At 35.9% G+C, this 19,816-nt stretch carries 15 protein-coding genes; 10 read left to right on the top strand and 5 right to left on the bottom strand.

Annotation, left to right across the window (positions count from 1 at the left end; all coding sequences use genetic code 11):
- Positions 1 to 110: 110 nt before the first annotated feature.
- The 5 genes from L1967_RS07890 (at position 111) to L1967_RS07870 (ending at position 3,576) form a co-directional block, all read left to right on the top strand.
- Positions 111 to 332: a heavy-metal-associated domain-containing protein gene (locus tag L1967_RS07890; protein WP_120182572.1), complete on the top strand. Its 222-nt coding sequence runs from the start codon at positions 111 to 113 to the stop codon at positions 330 to 332.
- Positions 333 to 493: 161 nt separating this feature from the next.
- Entirely contained in the window at positions 494 to 1,321 is an 828-nt protein-coding gene (locus L1967_RS07885) for an RteC domain-containing protein (protein WP_120182573.1), read from the top strand.
- Between the two features lie 214 nt (positions 1,322 to 1,535).
- Entirely contained in the window at positions 1,536 to 2,006 is a 471-nt protein-coding gene (locus tag L1967_RS07880; protein WP_249601183.1) for a hypothetical protein, read from the top strand.
- Positions 2,007 to 2,259: 253 nt separating this feature from the next.
- A complete protein-coding gene (locus L1967_RS07875; RefSeq protein ID WP_249601182.1) occupies positions 2,260 to 2,745 on the top strand; it encodes a DUF4168 domain-containing protein in 486 nt (161 codons plus the stop codon).
- Between the two features lie 234 nt (positions 2,746 to 2,979).
- Positions 2,980 to 3,576, top strand: coding sequence for a hypothetical protein (locus L1967_RS07870; RefSeq protein ID WP_249601181.1), 597 nt, complete (start codon positions 2,980 to 2,982; stop codon positions 3,574 to 3,576).
- A 1-nt stretch (position 3,577) separates the two neighbouring features.
- On the opposite strand, the gene L1967_RS07865 is transcribed toward L1967_RS07870, so the two are convergent.
- Positions 3,578 to 5,119, bottom strand: a complete 1,542-nt coding sequence (locus tag L1967_RS07865) for a GH3 family acyl-acid amido synthetase (protein ID WP_249601180.1) — start codon at positions 5,117 to 5,119, stop codon at positions 3,578 to 3,580.
- A 454-nt stretch (positions 5,120 to 5,573) separates the two neighbouring features.
- Here L1967_RS07865 and L1967_RS07860 point away from each other — a divergent pair, with 454 nt between their 5' ends.
- The 5 genes from L1967_RS07860 (at position 5,574) to L1967_RS07840 (ending at position 13,709) form a co-directional block, all read left to right on the top strand.
- Positions 5,574 to 6,536, top strand: coding sequence for a FecR family protein (locus L1967_RS07860; RefSeq protein WP_249601179.1), 963 nt, complete (start codon positions 5,574 to 5,576; stop codon positions 6,534 to 6,536).
- Entirely contained in the window at positions 6,526 to 7,128 is a 603-nt protein-coding gene (locus tag L1967_RS07855; RefSeq protein ID WP_249601178.1) for an RNA polymerase sigma factor, read from the top strand. Before L1967_RS07860 ends, L1967_RS07855 begins: the two co-directional genes overlap by 11 nt.
- A 28-nt stretch (positions 7,129 to 7,156) precedes the next feature.
- Positions 7,157 to 10,531, top strand: coding sequence for a TonB-dependent receptor (locus tag L1967_RS07850; protein WP_249601177.1), 3,375 nt, complete (start codon positions 7,157 to 7,159; stop codon positions 10,529 to 10,531).
- An 11-nt stretch (positions 10,532 to 10,542) separates the two neighbouring features.
- Positions 10,543 to 12,207 carry a RagB/SusD family nutrient uptake outer membrane protein gene (locus L1967_RS07845; protein WP_249601176.1) on the top strand — a complete coding sequence of 555 codons (1,665 nt, stop codon included), beginning with the start codon at positions 10,543 to 10,545 and terminating at the stop codon, positions 12,205 to 12,207.
- 266 nt (positions 12,208 to 12,473) lie between these two features.
- Positions 12,474 to 13,709, top strand: a complete 1,236-nt coding sequence (locus L1967_RS07840; protein ID WP_249601175.1) for a YdcF family protein — start codon at positions 12,474 to 12,476, stop codon at positions 13,707 to 13,709.
- A gap of 581 nt (positions 13,710 to 14,290) precedes the next feature.
- Here the strand turns inward: L1967_RS07840 and L1967_RS07835 are convergent.
- The 4 genes from L1967_RS07835 to L1967_RS07820 all read right to left on the bottom strand — a co-directional run bounded on the left by L1967_RS07835 (position 14,291) and on the right by L1967_RS07820 (position 19,802).
- Positions 14,291 to 15,508, bottom strand: a complete 1,218-nt coding sequence (locus L1967_RS07835) for a hypothetical protein (protein ID WP_249601174.1) — start codon at positions 15,506 to 15,508, stop codon at positions 14,291 to 14,293.
- Between the two features lie 57 nt (positions 15,509 to 15,565).
- Complete coding sequence (locus tag L1967_RS07830; protein ID WP_249601173.1) at positions 15,566 to 16,723, bottom strand: hypothetical protein; 1,158 nt, start codon at positions 16,721 to 16,723, stop codon at positions 15,566 to 15,568.
- A gap of 121 nt (positions 16,724 to 16,844) precedes the next feature.
- On the bottom strand, positions 16,845 to 18,587 hold the full coding sequence (locus tag L1967_RS07825) for a DUF4998 domain-containing protein (RefSeq protein ID WP_249601172.1): 1,743 nt from the start codon (positions 18,585 to 18,587) through the stop codon (positions 16,845 to 16,847).
- Between the two features lie 15 nt (positions 18,588 to 18,602).
- Positions 18,603 to 19,802 carry a DUF5000 domain-containing lipoprotein gene (locus L1967_RS07820; protein WP_249601171.1) on the bottom strand — a complete coding sequence of 400 codons (1,200 nt, stop codon included), beginning with the start codon at positions 19,800 to 19,802 and terminating at the stop codon, positions 18,603 to 18,605.
- Positions 19,803 to 19,816 lie beyond the last annotated feature (14 nt).

The following is a 19,816-nucleotide window of genomic DNA, read 5'->3' as shown; positions in this document are numbered from 1 at the left end:
GGCTAAATCAGTAAAAGTCACAAATCAAACAAGAAATATCACAATAGAAGGCTTTGGAATTATGCTGAATTTTGCAACAGTACAAAACATTATAAATAAATTTCAAAAAAATGGAAAATAGAGAATTTCAATTCAAAACCAACCTTAATTGTGGTGGATGCGTATCAAAAGTAAAAGCTGATTTGGACGGAGCGGACGGTATCTGCGAATGGAATGTAGATACAGCTAACAATGACAAAATTCTAACCGTAAAATCAGAGGGAATTACAGAAGATGAAATAGTTGCCATCGTTAAGAAAAAAGGCTTTAAAGCAGAACCTTTAATGGTTTAATACACAAGCCCTATTCAGTTTCAAAAGTGAAAGCGGATATGGCTTTCCTATAAGCATACTATAACAAACATATTGAAATGAGGTAATTTATTGTAGGATACCTGCAATTACTGCCTCATTTTATCCTTTTTATTGGTATCATACTTAAAATTCCGCTTTCAATGACAGATTATTGCCATACTATAATAAACGAATTAGACGATAGAATAAGTGAATTGACCTACGAGCAGAATAATTCATTGGTATCGTATGAAAATGCTATTGTGCTGGTATTGCAGAAGATTGAAGAGGTAAAGAAGCACATTCAAGAAAAGGGATTTAAAGATGCGGAAGAAGAAATATTGTTTTTCAAGCAGCTAAAGCCGCAGTTAGTTTCAAAACTTATCTTCTTCAATTCGATTTATAAAATTGAAACAAAAAGACCACGTGGAGGGGATAAAATTATCAGGAAATACCTCAATATTGAGCTTTCCAAAATCAAGCGGTACTTCGATGCCAATCTGGAATTTTACAAGTATTACAGAACCAACAGCACCCATCTTGATAACAAATACTTTGTACGTGGCAAACACGATATTAAGCTAAGTTTAGACACCTATTATTTTGAGGCAGACCACAATTTTACAACCTCACACGATTACAAAGTAGCCAAGATTATTGCCAATGATTTGATACAGGTTTATCTCGAAGACCAGTTGAATAACAACAGTCAGAAAAGAATTTGGGAAAACCCGCCTTTAAACTGGACGGGCAGCAAGACCTCACTCATCGAGTTGATATATTCGCTGCATTCGCAAGGTTCGATTGACAACGGTAATGCAGACATTAAAATCATAGCCAAAACCTTTGAAAATATGTTTAATATTGACTTAGGGGATTTCTATCATTCCTATCTGGAATTGAAAGCCAGAAAGATGAACCGCACAAAGTTCCTCGATAGTCTTCGGGATGCGCTCATTAAAAGGATGGACGAACAAGACGAAAAATAAAGGTAAAGTTTCACGGCTTTACCTTTATTTTTTATAAATTTGCAGTAATGATTTACAAGGTAATCAAATGAAAACAAGTGCAGTAAGCACCATTACTAAATCGTTACCGATAGTACTTCCGGTACTTGTAAACTACTCTTTATTAGCCGATTTAGGTTAAATTAATCTTTTTGATAAAAAAATAAAAAGGCTAAAAAGATGGTCCTATTTTATCATGCTCTATTGCGTACTCGCCTGGTCTCTTATCCTGCTTACCATTGTAATGGATTTAGTTTCTAATTCCACTATTCTGGTTTGGACAGAAGCGGGCGTATTGGTGATGATGGCAATCGTAGCGCTTACATTTTGCTCCAAGATCTTAAGCCAGATCCAATTAATTAAACATGAAAAATTCCTCTTGAAAAAACCAAAAATTACCTCAGCATATAACGAAAACTTCAAAAAGCTGGTTAAAAGAGCGAATCTTAGGTTTTATCCCGAAATCCCATTAGCTATTCTGGGAATCATTATATTTATTTCAGCAATTATTATTACCGGATTCAAAAATATGGCGTACAGTGCCATGATCTGGGAATATGCAAAAATCGCAATTGTACTATTTTTTGTGATCGAAATTATTGCTATTTTTAAGCTGCAACACGCATTAAAAGAAAACATTAGCAAAGCTGAATCTTCAAAACATTAATAAAAAGAGTGCCGTAATTACATATACATTCATTAGATTCTTGGCATCAAAATTGAAATACAGGGAGAGTGCGACATACAAATCGCAAACTAAAAAGATAAACTTATTGTGTAAAAATCTAATTTTAACATCAAACAGCACTCAGCTGTTAAGATCATTTAAAATTGCCAAGTCTTAACAAAATATGTTTTGCAGGCCAATGATTAAATAATAGGTTTACGGGATATTAATTAAAGAAAAAACGACAAAATTTATGTTTAAGTCTAAAAAAATTGCAGGTTTATTAGTTGTTTTTGCACTCTTCGCAGGCTCAGCTGCGATAGCGCAAAATACTGCGATGCAGCAACCGCAAACAGTAGATGTTGAGGTAAGTGATGCTGAGCTTTCTAAATTTGCTAAAGCATATCAGGGACTACGAATGATGAACCAGCAGGTAAATCAAAAAATGATGAAAACGGTACAGGATGGTGGTCTAGAAGTTCAACGATTTAACGAAATACATCAGGCAAGTCAGGATCCAAATAAAGAAATTGAAGCGACTGAAGAAGAACTTGCAAAGCATAAAGCGATTTTAGCCAAAATTGAAAGTATGCAAGGTGAATTTCAGAAAAAGATGGAAAACACGGTTAAAGATCAGGGTCTAACTTTAGAGCGATTTGAAAAATTATCTTTAGCGCTACAAACCGACCAAGAATTACAAACTCGTTTGCAAAAAATGATGCAACAGGGGCAAGGATAATTCCTTTTAAAATTATATTATTTAAAGCAGCAATTTCAATTTGCTGCTTTTTTTATGCCCTTTTTTAAAGCTTAAATTGAATTTTAAACGCAATTTAACAACATCTGTTTTCAAGCAAACGCTGCTTTGTGTAAATTCACTCAAAATAAAATTGTGAAGTCACAAATTACGAAGGTCACATATTCCTTATTCTTTTTATGCTGTATCTTTTATAGTATTTGTGAAGCCCAGAACATGAAGCAAAAAGACAGTCTAAAATTGACCAATAAGGAAGTTCCCGATGTGATATGGAGAGAAGCCTATGTAGCCTTATCTCATTATCCCGAGCTAAAGGACACCCCGATAACATTTAAATTCAAAAAAAACATAAAGAAATCCTTTATGCAGGCGCAACCTAGCTTCTCAGGGATTTTTAAAAATCGTAAAAAAAGGGCTTATTTTATTTTTATCAACGAAGAAATAAAAATCGAAGATGAAGTTTTTACGGTAACCTCTGCCCCATCTGATGTAATTATTGGGTGGATTGGGCACGAGCTTGGCCATGTAATGGATTATAGAAACCGTAGCGGAATAAACCTGTTTTGGTTTGGGGTAAGATATATTACTTCACATAATTATATTAGAGAGGCTGAAAGGGCTGCCGATACCTATGCGGTTAATCATGGTTTAGGGAATTATATTATCGCCACCAAAGATTATATATTAAACCAGTCTAATCTTTCTGAAAATTATAAAAACAGAATAAAGAAGCTCTACTTATCTCAGGAAGAAATTGTAGAGCTTGTAGAAGATCTTAATGAATTAAAAGAAGAATCTGAAGAGAAAGATTAAACTAGTATTTGTTGGTTTTAAGTTCTTTTTCCACAAAGGATTCAAATTCAGCGAATTTCTCTTCGTTCATTACTTTTTCCATTTTTACCTGCCCGCCTTTCTTTTTATTGGCACCACTCCATTCAGGAAAAATGGCCGGCGGCACTTTGGTCACCTTTACTCCTTTTAAAGCTTTACTTCGTGCTACACCATAATTCTTATTGGCATTTTTAAGACTTTCATCTAAAGCTTCAGCCAGTTCCTCTTCACTAATGTTGGCCTCTGTACCTAAGTACCAGGAATGATAAAATTCCCCATCTTCAAAACGTTTCGCTGCAATTGTAAATTCAGGGATTTTAATATCAAATTTTTCCTCTAACTCTTTTACCGCATCATTCATTTTATTTACCGAAAGTTGCGAGCCTACAACATTTAGGAAAAATTTTGTTCTTCCGGTAATCCTAATTTCGTGCTTTTCTTTATTGGTAAATTTAATGGTATCCCCAATAATATAACGCCAGGTACCAGAAACAGTACTAATAAGCAACACATAATCTTTTTCTTCTTCAACATCGGCTAAAGGCACTACTGGTGCATCTTCAGTTAAAGAACCATCCTGATTTATATACTCTGGTTCGAAGGGTACAAATTCAAAATAAACACCGTTATCCAATAGCAATTTCATACTATGGGTATCGGGACGATTTTGCAACGCTAAAAATCCTTCTGAAGCCAGATAAGTATCTATTACCTTAACCGGTTTTCCCAGTAATGCATTAAAACTTTTCTCGTAAGGCTCAAATGCTACTCCTCCACTGGCATAAACCTGTAAATTTGGCCATACTTCGTGAATGTGCTTTACATTATGATACTCGATAACTTTTTTAAGCATAAGCTCCATCCACGAAGGAATACCGCTTAATGCCCCTATATCCCAGTTTTTAGCATTTTCGGCTATGCGTTCTACACGCTCGTCCCAATCTTCGATTTTGGCAATTTCTTGCCCCGGTTTATAATAGCTCCTAAACCAGAAAGGGATATTACTGGCACTAATTCCGCTAATTTCACCCTCCTCATGATCTCCTTCATGATGCAAATCGGTAGAACTTCCAAGCATCATAATTTCTTTTTCAAAAAACTCGGGTTCCAAATCAAAATTCGATAAAGCACCCACCTGTTTTATGCCTGCATTTCTAATACTCTCGATCATTTCGTTGGTCACCGGAATTTTTTTGCTAGATTTCCCGGTAGTACCAGAACTCAATGCAAAATAATTTGGTTTTCCCGGCCATGTTATATCTTCAGCGCCTTCATGAATTTGGCTCCACCAACGCTCATTTAATTTGTTATAATCAAAATAAGGAACATTTTTAGCAAAAGCAGCTTCGATATCTTCGGCTTTAAGGATTTCATTGAAATTATAAAATTTACCAAAGGCGGTATCCTTAGCCTTTTCCAATAAATTTTTCAGTACTCCTTTTTGAGCTTTTTCAGCATCAGGTTCAGAAACTATTGTGTCTCTTAAATCGATCAAACTTTTAATTAATGATCCTATAATCGCCATTTTTTGTCGTTTTTTATTTGAATTTGAAGATAATTAAATCTAAAAACCGGAAGCTTCATTTTTTGATTCATTTATCAATTATTTAACGCTGAAACACAAAAAATTATGAGCTTATATTTTCCGATACTTTAATCCCTAATAAATATCCAATAACAACCTTATAACTTTCCGTTTATAAAATTCCTGAGTTTTAAAAGTAATTTCAAAAATGACTGAAGATTCAAGAACCTTGAGAAAAGTTTGCGAGCTATACAGTATATCCCTATAGCTATAAAATGAGACATTAAATACCTGTAATCAGGGAATAAAAGCATTCCAGATGCTTTGAATTGATTAAGATTAAGAGGTTAAAGAACTATTAAGAATATTTTTTTTCATTTTACATTTTGTTGACATTCAAGACTAGGGGATTTTTCAATTTTCATACTCCTAATAGTAAACGTGGAAATTGAAAATGCAGGACATAACTCCTAAAGAATTAAAATGTATTAGATATCTCACCAATGAGATGTCTACCGAAGACCGATCGGTTTTTGAAATTGAACTTAGTATTGATAACGAGCTAAAGGCCTTATACCTTGAATATCTTAATATCTGGAAGGCCTATCCATCCAATGATTTAGAGCTTCACCATGAGAAAATACAGCAAAAAATTGAGGGTAAGATAAAACAAAAGATAGTCCCCAAAAAACTGTATGCTTACGCAGCACTTTTACTAATCCTAATTGTTTCAGGTTTCAGTATTTTCTTTTTTTCAGGTGAATCCAATTACACCAACATTAAAATTGCCGAAGCTGGGGAGCGGCTGCGGTTTAAACTTCCAGATAGTAGTGACGTTGTTTTAAACTCAGGTTCCAAATTAAAATATGCCCAAAATTTCGATAATCCCCGGGAAGTATGGCTGGAAGGAGAAGGTTTTTTCGATGTCATTAAAGACCCTGATCGTCCTTTTATTGTCCATACCCATGACATGAAGATTAAAGTACTGGGAACAAGTTTTGGGATCAATACATTCTCTGAACACCAAACCGTGTCTTTGGCTACCGGGAAAGTAAATGTTGTTTTAAAACCTTCGAATGACGAAGTAAACCTGTTGCCAAACGAGCAGCTCACCTACAGTGCCACTACACACGAGGTAACCAAGAGAAGTTTTAACCCAGAAAAGGCGATGGCCTGGAAAGAAAATATCCTTCTGTTGGATAACCTTTCCTTAAAAAATGCTTTACCAAAGATCAATGATTTTTTTGGAGTTCAATTTTCCATTAAAGATAAAACACTCGAAAATCAACGAATTACAGGGGCTTTTAAAGACCAAAATCTTGAAGAATTTATAAGCTCTATGGAGTTTATCACCAACCTGCGGGTGATTAAAAAGAAACCTCATCACTACCTAATTATAGCTTCAGATGAAAATTAAAAAGCCATTACCACTTCCTAATAGCATCCCTAATACGCTTAAGGAAGATCTGGATTTGTTTCAGCAAATCTCAGAAGGAAAGTACGCTGCTTTAGAGCTATTATTTAATAAATATTATGATGCTCTTTGCCGATTTGGTCTAAGCTACCATAAAAACATCAGTATTGTCGAAGAAAAAGTTTCTGATGTTTTTATCCTTTTATGGAATAAACGAAAAGAGCTAAATCAAATAGAAAAACCAAAATCCTACCTCTATGTAATTGCAAAAAATAGCCTTAAAAAACCTGTAAGATCACATTTAAGTTTTTCCACAGAATCCAAACAGCGACCTATACTTTTCTCCCCAAGTACTGAAGACGAGATTATAGACAAAGAACAAAAAGAAATCAACGCGAAGATTATTCAATCTATTCTAAAATCAATCCCTAAAAAATCAAGACAGATTTTTGAATTAAGCAGAATTGACGGTTTTAAATATCGTGAGATTTCAGAAATAATGGATATATCTCCACGTACCGCAGAAAATCATATCGCTATTGCTATGAAATATATTAGTAAAGGCCTAAAGGAATTTCATAAAAACAATCACTAATCAAAACAAATAACGCTTTAATCACAAAATGAAACGCAAAATTTTACTACTCGCTCTTGCTACATTTTCTTTGGCGACTCATCTAGAAGCCGCTGAAAATGAGCAAAAAAAAGCTAGCAGCACCAAGGTTTTAAATACTATAAACCTTAACCTTAAAAATGTTAGTGTAGAAAAAGTCTTTAAAATTATCGAATCTCAGGCTCAGAAAAAATTTATTTATCGATCTGATCAGCCTTATTTAAAAAGAGACATCAGCATAAATATCAATAACGCTAATCTTGAAGAAGCCTTAACTGAATTGCAACGACTTACTGCATTGCAATTCAGGATTTCTGATGATAGCATTCTGGTAAAAGAAACAACGGAACATAACCAGCAGAAACGAGAAATTAAAGGTGTGGTAAAAGATAATCACAACATGCCCATACCCGGTGCAAGTGTTTTTGTGAAAGGCACTGACATTGGAACGGCCACCGATTTTGATGGGAATTTCAGCTTAACTATTCCCGCAAATGCCCAAACACTAAGCATCACTTTTGTTGGCTATCAAAGAGCAGACGTAGCAATTACCGATCAAACGGAATTTGTTATTAATTTACAAGAAGATACCAATACGTTAGATGAAATTGTGGTGGTCGGTTATGGCACTGAAAAAAGAGAAAACATTACCGCTTCGATCTCATCTGTAGCTCCTGAAGAAATTCAATCCTTACCAAAAGCCAATGTCACTGAAATGTTACAGGGAAGAATGCCAGGCGTACAGGTGATGAGTGATAACCGTCCCGGCGGTGGCACCTCTATTAGAGTAAGAGGTTTTAGTACAATAAACAACAATGATCCTTTGGTTATTATTGATGGCGTCCCTACTGCCAATGGTTTAAGTAGTATTAACCCACAGGATATAGAAAGCTTACAGGTATTAAAAGACGCGGCTTCATCGTCAATTTATGGATCGCGTGCAGCAAACGGGGTGGTCGTGATTACCACTAAAAAAGGCCTTAATAAAGATTCATTTTCGGTAAGCATGGATGGCTATGCCGGGATCCAATCGGCATTTAATTTACCAAGAATGCTAAATGCCCAGCAATATGGAGATTTATTATGGCAAGCTTATCGCAATGATGGCCAAACACCGGCGCATGACATTTATGGGAACAATCCTAACCAGGCTGAAATTCCTACCTGGTTAAATGATGAACAAACTATCCCTAGTGGTGATGTAGATTGGGTAGACGAGATTATGCGCCCGGCATTAATTCAGAATTATAATATTTCGATCCAAAAAGGATCAGAGAAAGGCCAACACTCTTTTTCTCTTGGTTATTATGATCAGGAAGGGGTTATTGAATATACCGATTTTGCAAGATATTCGGCACGATTTAATTCCAGCTATAATATTACCGACTGGCTAACTATAGGAGAAAATTTCTCTGGTTCTTATACTAAAGAAGTTGCGGTTGGTACCAACAGCTCTTTAGGAAGTATCGTCTATAATGCATTTCAGTTTCCTTCTATAGTGCCGGTAAAAGATATTAATGGAGAATATGCCGGAAATCCAATAAACGATATAGGTAATCCACTGGGAAGCTTGTACAGAAGTAAAGATAATGACCGAAAAAACGTTCGTGCTTTTGGTAATGCTTATGCCAGCCTGAATTTTGGGGATTTTGAATTTAAATCTTCTTTTGGTCTGGACTATAATAACTTCAACTATAGAAATTTTAGTCCGGTTTACGATGAAATTCTTGCACAAAACACCATCAATAGCTTAAGTACAGAAAACAACTATAACTATCAGTTTACTTTTACAAACACGGTAAATTATGCCAGATCTTTTGATGATCATAATCTGGACATCTTAGTTGGACAGGAAGCTATCGAATATTATCAGGAAGCTTTTTCAGGATCGCGCCAAAACTTCCTTTACGAAGATCCTAATTTTAGGTACTTAAGTTTTGGTACAGAGAACCAGCTAAATAGTGGTGGTGCGCTCCAATGGAAATTAAACTCTTATTTTGGTCGTGTTAAGTATAATTTTGATGAAAAGTACTTACTAACCGCTACGGTAAGACGTGATGGAACTTCCAGGTTGGCCAATAATAACTGGGGAACTTTTCCGGCATTTTCGGCTGGATGGCGTTTAGATAAAGAAGACTTCTTTGATCTGGGTAATGGCTTTAACAGTATGATGCTTCGTGCCAGCTGGGGACAAACAGGGAATCAGCAAGTACCCTCCTACTCTACCGTAGACAGTTACAGCAATAATACTAATTATAGTGATTACGCGATTGGAGGAGGACAAAACTCGGTTTCTACCGGTTTAACGCAAACACGTGTACCAAACCCAAACTTACAATGGGAAACCACTACGCAAACTACAATTGGGGTTGATCTTGGTTTCTTTAACCGTAAACTTAATGTCACTGCTGAAGTTTATAATAAAGTAACCGAAGATATTCTTGTGTACAACGCTGTACCGCTTACCTATGGAGGAACTAATGATGGCCAGTGGATCAACGATGGTAAGATGGAAAATAAAGGTTACGAACTAAATATTGAGTATAATGACCAAAAAGGAGAATTTAAATATAATTTGGGTTTAAATCTTTCTGGATATAAAAACGAATTAACTGAATTGCATAGTGTTGCTTATCTGGGAATCCCAAGTTCTTCGCTGCATAGTGTTAATTTTGATCAGGAAATTTCAAGAAGTACTGTTGGACAGCCTATTGCCTCTTTCTTTGGCTATGAAGCCGATGGATTATTTAAAAGTCAGCAGGAAGTTAATGATTATGGACTCCAGCCAGATGCGCAGCCGGGTGATATTCGATTTAAAGATATCAACAACGATGGTGTGATTAACGATGAAGACCGTACTTACATAGGGTCACCCCATCCCGATGTTGTGTTAGGTTTAAATGTAAAACTAAATTACAAGAACTTCGATCTTGGCATGTTCTTTAACGGTAGCTTTGGTAATGATATCTATAATCTTACCAAGTATAAAACACAGTTTTTTAACCAGTCGGCTTACAACAAGGATTCTTCTTTACTAGGGGCATGGACACCAGAAAATCCAAACTCCAATATTCCAAGATTAAGTTTAGACGATGCCAATAACAATATCCGTCCATCTTCCTATTATATAGAAAATGGTTCGTACCTAAAACTAAACAATCTACAATTAGGCTATACCCTGCCAGATAATGTTTTAAGAGATGTTACTTTAAGATTGTACGCACAGGCCAGTAACGTTTTTACGATTACCGATTATAGCGGAATGACTCCTGAAATCGGACTTCAAAATTACTCCAGTAACAGCCGTAACCTGGATATTGGTGTAGATCGTGGGATCTACCCGCCCTCAAGAACATTCGTATTTGGATTTAACCTAAACTTTTAAAAGCACAAAAAATGAAAATTAATTCTAGAATTTTAAAGCTCGTGCTTGTATTTATCGGTATAAGCACCCTATCCTGCTCAGATGATTATTTGGATGAAGTTACCTATGGAGAAGTTTCCCCTGATGAAATGACCAATCCCGACAATGTTGAGAGAGCTATAATTTCAGCCTACAGTGTTTTAAACGGTCAGTTTGATGGTGCCTCTAACGCGTACAACTCCCCGGCTTCAAATTGGAGTTTTGGAGATGTTATTTCAGATGATGCTTATAAGGGCGGCGGTGGAACTGGTGACCAAAACAATATTCACCAGATGGAAATTTTCAATACCAATCCTACAACACTGGACATCGAACGTAAATGGATGGCACTATACGAAGGTGTAAAAAGAGTGAACGAAGCAATGCGTCTTTTAGCAGCTTCAGAAAATTTTGATGAAAATCTAAGAAGTCAACGTCAGGCCGAATTACACTTTTTACGAGGTCATTATTATTTTGAATTGAAAAAAATATACAATCATATTCCCTATATCGATGAAACGGCAGCCGAAGTGAAAGATTATGCAAAATCGAATACCGAATTTACTTCCGAAGAATTATGGAATAAAATTGAAACCGACTTTGAAGCTGCCCTTAAAGTTTTACCTGAAACGCAAACTGAAGTAGGACGGCCCACACGTATTGCCGCTCAGGCTTATTTAGCAAAAACCTATTTGTTTCAGGGGGGATGGCAATTAGCTTACGATGCCACCACCGCTGTTATAAATAGTAATTATGGCTTAATGGACGATTTTCAGGAATTATTCTTACCTGAAAATGATAACAATAAAGAAGTGATTTTTGCAGTCCAACAGAGTATTAATGATGGACAGCCAAGTAATTATAACGGTAGCATTGGTGACCGCTTATTAGCCCCGGGCGGACCATTTTATGCACAATATGGATTTCATAGGCCCTCACAAAACCTGGTAAATGCTTTTAAAGTAAATGCGGAGGGTTTACCTGCAAACAGTAACGAAAATTTAACCGATACCGATCCTGTAGACCCAAGGATAGATATTACGATTGGCAGACCCGGTATTCCTTATAAAGACCTTAATATTCTTTACGAAGCTGACTGGGCTAGAGATCTGGCTACCTACGGAGCATTTGGTCCTAAAAAAAGAATTGTTTCTGCAAACTCACCGTATCACTTAGAAGTTTGGCCTTATGTTAGTGCATTAAATTATTATATTATACGGTTTGGAGAGGTTATTCTTTGGCGAGCTGAAGCCGCGGTTGAATTAGGGAAGCTTGAAGAAGCACGCCAATTAGTGAACCAAATACGGGAAAGAGCTAAAAACTCGGCTTACGTAAAAACTTTAGACGGTTCTAAAGATGCTGCCAATTACGAAATCGAACTTTATAACACAGCCTGGACAGATAAAAGTTTAGCCAGAGAAGCGGTAAGGACAGAGTCCAGATTAGAACTAGCTTTAGAAGGTCATCGATTTTTCAACCTTGTTCGCTGGGGCATTGCCGATAAAGTGATTAGTGACTACCTTAAGGTAGAAAAAACCAGAAGAACACATTTATCGAATGCCAGTTTTACGGCAGACAAAAATGAATATATGCCAATACCACAAGCTTATATCGATGGTATTGAAGATGGTTTAGTGACCCAAAATACTGGGTATTAGTTTGATTTGTTTTTGATTTCAACAGGGGTTTCGATAAAGCCCCTGTTTTTTGATTTCATATTTATGAAAATCTTATTGAGGAATTAAAAAATTAGTAAACAACCTAGTAACAAGCCCACTAGGTTGTTATTATAAAATTATGATCAGTTTCGAAACATCTCCATTTTCATAGTCCTCGGGAAGACACGAGAGTATTTAATCTCGATTATAAAATAAGCACAAATTGAATACCCTAAGAAAAACAAATGTTTCCTAAACCAATTCTTATGATAAAATACATTTTGATTGTAGCATTCTTTCTAACGCACAGCGGAAGCTTTGCTCAGGAAAACCCTTACGTGTACCAAACTTTATCGAAAAAGAACTTTTACTTTTTACATGCTATTGAAAATAATAGTGAAGTAAAAGAGGTATTGATTCAGGATAAATCACTTTCAAAACTGCTAGGGGAACAAAAAAAGCAGATCGCTGCATCTTTTCATAATCAAGAAAATATTCTGGACAGCCTTATTGCTCCTTATTTAATAAGTAAGGTAGATTCTAAAAAAATATGTGATCATTTAAATCGCATTTATAACAAATCTCCCCGGTTTAAAAATTTTATAGAAAATAATATTCGAAATTCCGGAGCCTATGTTTTATATGATAAACTGGAAGCCAAAGAATTGATTGAAAATATATGGAAGCTCAATGCTGAAGGGATTAACCATATTTTAAACGTTTACGGCATGGGAAAAAAGCCACAATATGCTACGATAGATTCTGTTTCTTATGATGTAAAATCCGATTATTATAAAGGAGCAATAGCCATGTGGAGTGATCATATTGCTTCAGAAGTAAAAGAAAAAGACCTATGGTTTAATCCTTCCCTAAATTTTGCCTTATCCTTACTATATCTAAATCATCGTGATGAAGCCGCTCGCTATGAACCTCTTGAAGAAACGGAAAACAAAAAAACAGTTGAAAATATAAAGAATATTGATTTTAAAGCTTTTCCATACGCCTCTATTTTAATTTTAGGTAATGGCCCTGAAAATTATAAAGATCGTTTATCTGCTCTGGGTAAATTAAACATAAAACTAGGAGTAAAGGAATATCTTAAAGCCAAGGCACCACTAATTGTGGTCTCTGGAGGACATGCTCACCCTTTTAGAGCCGAATATTGTGAAGCTATAGAAATGAAGAAAGAACTTATAAATGAATACCATATTCCAGAAAACAGCATTATTATAGAACCTCATGCCAGGCATACTACAACCAATCTGAGAAACGCCAGTAGATTATATCTAAAATATGGTTTCCCGGTAAAAAAAATACACCTGGTTGTAACAAATAACATGCACAGCCAATATGTAAAAAGCGAAAACTTTAAGAATCGCTGTTTACAAGAATTGGGATATTTACCGGCTAAAATTATGAATAGAATTAATGACACTACTATCGAATTTCAACCTCTTAAAAATTCTTTACAACAAAATCCTATCGAACCTTTAGATCCCTAACCTATTTGCGTATTTGATTTATAGTCTCTAAACCGATCAAAACCTTAGTTTTGTTTCAAAGTTTTATAAAGCATTTAAAGATTGAATGAATTTTCATGAAAAAAATTGTGTCTAGAAACCACCAAAATGGAAACCTCTTTTACACCAAGGACTTAAAGTATGAATCCAACAATCTTTTGAAAATAAACAACTTTATAAGGTAGTCGATACACCTATCGGTTATAAATAAAATAAACAGATTTAATTATCTTTTTTCCATGAAGCTAAAAAATATAAAATATTGTCACTGCTTTTGTTATTGATCAACTCCCTGCTCATTTTGGATTCACTTATATCAAAATTCAACAATAGATAAAGAATTTAGAGTGATAAAAATATTCTGAATCAGGATTAAACGGCTTTGCAACAGTATTGGTTGGTTATGGTTAATTCAATTCCTAGCCTATCAAACAATCGATTACCAAAATATATACTGTTGCATTTATAGCCGAATTATACTCATTCTTCCTAAAATAGTTTTCCTAGATTCTATGCTAGTTATGCAACTATCTCTGTTTACAAATTACTAATGATATGAGTTATTAATTAGAGGGTAAACCGTCTTCTTTAAAGCCCTGTACAATAAGGGCATTCATAATATAAAGAAAATCATCCCCCGTATCTTCATGAGCTCCGTTTATTCCATAAGGCCAAAAATGAATATCATCTCCGTGCATCGCAGTATCCGCTCCGTTAGTCATCATAGATAGCACAGCATTTGCCCTTGCAGCACTGTAATAGGAATCATCATTGTCTATTATAAATTTCCAGGTCCAATGCTGGCCAACCCCTACCGTATGCGCCATCTCGTGCATGGCGGTACCGGTGCGCTGATAACTGGCATTGGCCCCCATATTGATCCACCCATCAAAATTTGCATCTGCAGTAGGTGTGCCGGGCGAATAATTAACAGTCACGTGCTTTTGGATAGCGGTATAATTGCTATAATACCAGGTCGCCGTATCAAAAGCTTCTTTTATTCGCTGATGATTTTCATTATTAGGATCAAGAGTACCGTTAAAAGACCATGTAAAATTCCCTTGCTCTAAGGTCTTATATTGAGTAGCTTCTCCATAGTGAGTTTTACCATGTTCGGTAATGGCATAAGGCTTATAGAAATAAGTCGTGTTCGCTTCTAGATCGGTCATTCGGTATTTAAATGTTGAATTCAGGCCTTCTTGCTTCAGTTTAGTACCGCTTTCTAAATCAAAAGATTCCTGAGTAGAATATAGTACGCCAACCTCAACCAATTCATCTTCGCCACGTTCCGTAAGCTCAACATCAGTCCAAATGTCATGAGGACCACTTACTATAGTATCATTCATTTTAAAACTTGGAGGTACGGCAGTCTTGGTTGTGAAACTAACTTCATTGCCATAGGAAATACCTTTTGCATTTTTTGCAAATGCTCTGGCATAGTAAGTTTCACCTTCAGAAAGGTCCGTTAATTTTACTTCAAATTCACCAGAACCTTTGAAACTATTTGGTTCTTTTTTAGAAGAATTATAATCGGGTGTAGAAGTTAAGGCATAGCATATCCCCTGCTCTTTAACAGAACTTCCCCCATTGTCTTCAATCTTTGCCAAAATAATTGCACTAAAGGCTTCTACCTCATTGGCTTCGATAGTTTTTAAGGAAGCCAAATCAGTTTCTTTTGGTGGTTCCTGGCCCGTAGTTTCCCCATTAATGCTATCTGAAGAGCAGCTTATAAGCAGCATTAGCATGGGGAAAAAGAAAGTTATTTTTTCTATTGTTTTCATATATAAACTTTAAAATATTTAATTCGTCATAAACTCCCTAAAAGTTTGATAAGGGAATTAGTTTTCTGCTCCTGGGGTTGCTGATACATGAATATTTTTCGCGCTAAAAATTTGAGATTCACTACGTACAAGTGAATTATCATTTGTAGTACCACTGGCACCTTCCATCTGCATATTGATTATTAACCAAAAGCGATCGTTAGTAAAATCCTTTATTTCAGAAGATCTTAATTGATCATCGATAAACATTTTTACTTCAGTTTCAACGTCATCTATTCTGCGCATAGTTAATTTATAGTTATGCCACTCAGAAGAAGCGTCAGGTATATCCGTATAAACTGTTGTCCATACTGTTTGATCCCACGACGGTCCAGTTACCGTATTTTGCAGATTCGAAGTTGTCCCCTTAAATTCCAGGATATCAATTTCTGGCGGCCAGGAATCTACCCCGGTAATCCAAAACGCCGGCCAAGAGCTTGGTGCGGTAGGCGCTTTAAAATCTCCACTTATTTCCCAGTCAGGCAATTCTTCTGTAACCTGTATTTTTTGTTTTGCGTGTACAGCACCTGAATGAAAAGTGATGCGTAAATGGGGATCTGCCGTGCTATATCCTTCCCAAGCCCAGTCTATCCATTCAGAATGAATTTGTAAAACTCCATCATTTAGGTTTACATTTTCCTCAAACATTCTTGCTGATCCATTATGATCTGCCCCCCAAGGGTACAGCATATTCCAATCCTTATTAAAATTTTCTAGAGAACTAAAACTTGACTCATCAATATAGACGATAGGCTTAATAACTGCTTTTGTTTTGAAGCTAGCAGGAAGACTGTATCCATTGCCCAATTCATTTTTAGCGAAAGCTTTCAGGTAATATTCGGTGTCCTCTATAAGTCCATTAATCTCTACAGAAAATTCGCCAGAACCTTTAACAGCAGTAGCCAGTTTTTCATTTACCTGTGTAAAATCTTCAGATTCAGACCAAACGACACCTCTCTCTTTAATAGTCCCATGCCCATCATCCTCAATTTTACCTTTAATCATTACTGAAGTCTCTGTTATATTAACGACTTCTACTTCTTTGAGAACAGGTTCAATTATGGCTTCAGACTTTTCAGTTTCTTGAATCCCTAACTCTTCCTCGTCATCATTTGAAGAACAACTTGTAAAAAAAACAAAGAGTAGAATGTTAAATATTGATATTGCTCTTATCATATAATATTTTTAAAAAAAGGCTGCCTAAAAACTATATTTCAATAAGCCTTCCCTACAGTGATACGGGATAATTAGGCTTATTAAAAAAGGTTAGACAGCCTCTTGGTATTTAATTTGAATACTATTGTTTGATAAGCTTAAACGAATTGACCTGCAAATAAAGTCCCACTCCATCCTTATTAGTGGTTTCTGCCCCTATCGAAACCCTGGTAGGTTCGGTCAACGTAAAAGTCATACTTATAGAATTCCCTTTATCAGAATCAACACGGTCGTAGACTATGCTTTGGTCTGAAGTTTCAACATCTGCAACATCTGGTAAAGTGCTACCTTTGGCTACAATAAAATAAGCTTGGTCTGTATCGCTCCGGGTACCACTATAGTTGGTGGCAAATAGCTCTATTTGATAGTCATAAGTTCCTGCATCAAGAAAAACCGTTTGATACACCTTACCATTAACGATATTAGGCTGCTCCCAACCACTTTCTAAATCCCAGGTCTTAGACTTACCATCATAAGCCCCTTGAGAACCGTTATCATTATGACTCATTGCGGCATCATTATGTATCCAATACTCCGGTGTTCCCCATCTACTTCCAGAAGATGCTAACTGATAGGGTTTGCTTGCATTTTTAAGGTAAGGAGCCTGAGTAAATTTGTCCAATGAAAAAGAATTAATTTTCAAATAACGACCTGCACCTTGATTGTTAGTGGTTTGAACGCCGATAGATACCTGAGTGGTTTCATCTAACGTAAAAATCAGATCCCTTTGTAAACCGTTTGATTTGTTTATACGCTCCGATGCCAAAGTTGCCGTGGAGGTTTCTACATCATCAACATCAGGTAATGTAGCACCTTCAGCTACTGTAAAATAGCCTTTATCTAAATTGTTATCAGCCCCTTCATAGTTTAGCTCTTTGATATCGATACTATAAACATAGGTCCCTGCTGGTAAAACAAAGGTTTGGTACACTTTTGCATTCAACAGGTCTGGCTCATTCCAACCACTTTCCAAATCAAAAATATCGCCGTCAAGAGCTCCATAACCCGAATGGCTCAAAGCAGCCTCATTATGAATCCAGCCTGCCGGGGTACCCCATCTATCTCCTGATTCCAATTTTTCAAAAGGATAGGTAGCATTAACAAAATAAGGAGGATCGGTTAACTTTGCTTCGGGAATAAATGACTTATATTCTGTATAAAAGGTATCAATGCTGGTGGGTTCTGGTAAAAATACCGTTCTATATCGATACTCTGAACCACTGGTATAATCTTCAATTTGAGCCTGAGTGGAATCTATAGGCACAAATATTTCTTGTAATTCTGAGCTATTGACTGATGTATATTCCATTTCGGTACCCAAAACCCCAGTAGTTCGATCCATATTGGCGTAATTCACGGTTAAATTACTACCTATAAGCTCATTACCTATTACCGGCCTGTTATATAGTGAACTCTGATAACGTTCCCCATAAACCTCTCCAGTAGTGTATTGAGGTATAGAGGTATTTCCTAAACCGTCAAAAGTACGAACCTCAAAATTATAGATGTTTTCTGAAATATCATTAATAATCACTTCTAAAGTATCTACCCCCGTAGTACGTGTTACAGGAACTACTACCGAGTCTTTCATACTATTCCAATAAACCCGAAAACTTTTAATTTTTGGATCGGCATCTACTATTCCCTGAATTTTTATACGATTTCTTCCAGAAAAGGCTTTTAGGGAATCAACCTTTTCTGTATAGTTGATTTCCCCTCCTTTAACAAATTCTTTATAATCATCGATATCAGCTACATCTGAGCAAGACCAAAGGAAAGCAAAACCAAGAATCAGATATAAGTAAATTTTTATTTTTTTATTCATGATTTCTATTTTAGATTAAAATTTAGTGTTACCATAAACCTGTAGTTCTCCTATGGCAAGACTTTTACCACCTTCCCAGTTTTCTAAATTCCTTATCCGTATATAGCGTACTTTAGGCATATCTGCAGGTATCTCCCAACTAAAACCAGCTAAGGCAGTTTCATAATCCTCATTATTTTGCTGCCCATAAGGTAAACCTGAAGGTTTAGTTTCTTCATAAGTACCAAGAAGTGTCCAACTGCTTAGATCTCCCGAAGTGTCTAATTCTGAAGCACCATAAATCTCAAATTTCTTCATACAACCTTTATAATAGTAAGTTCTACCATTAAAATACTCTGGATAATCCCATATTACAATGCGGCTTAATTTAGCCTCGACCTGAAGATCGAATGTAAACATGTGTAAATTTTCGGTATAGGTTCCCTGAGTCAAATAAACTCCTGCCCAGTTCATCAAATTCCCATCCCACAAACCATCCAAAGGTGTTGAGTTATGTCTAGGTGCATCATTTGGTAATTTAATTCCTTTATAAGGTGTAGGAATAGCTTCTTCAAAAAGCGGCTTTATTGTTGTAAAAAGCGTATCTGTATAGTTTAACCAACGATCTCGTACTGTAATAGCAAACTCCCTGGGAATAGTATCATACCCCCTTATTGTTCGCTTTATTTCATCGGTTTTAGTGTAAACACTGAATGGATTTATTACCCAGTCGCCCAAATCATTCTTTTCCATCAAAAGTAGTGCTAGATCCTCTCGATCTGGATTTTCGGCATTAATATATAAACCTCCAAAAGCAGCGCCTGATTCAATCGTTTCGAAAACATCGTAAATAGGTGCTTTTAAAGGATTTACCGTAACCTTTACCGGTTCAGACTCTTTTTCACTTCTATTTACCGTAGTAATTTCGACCTCATTTGATTCTTCCCCTGCAAACCCCTCAAGAAGCATCGTTGAGTTGTAATAAGATGATTTTACTACCATCTCCCTACCATTGGCTAGAGTGTACTCTGCTTTAACATAAAGTAAATCCTGATCTTCAGGCAGCCTATATGATATTTTTGCCTTACCTGGCAAATTTTCAACACTTACATCTGAAACCTGTTGGGGTGCTACTTCATTACTTTCTAAAGGTGTTTGTAAATCTTCATCAGAACAAGAAATCATTCCTATGATTGTTCCAATTACTGCTAGATAATTTAAAATTTTTGTTTTCATCTTCTTCAATTTTT

Source organism: Zunongwangia pacifica (assembly GCF_023499215.1).
Classification (GTDB): domain Bacteria; phylum Bacteroidota; class Bacteroidia; order Flavobacteriales; family Flavobacteriaceae; genus Zunongwangia; species Zunongwangia pacifica.
This window is presented reverse-complemented; position numbering and strand designations above follow the sequence as displayed.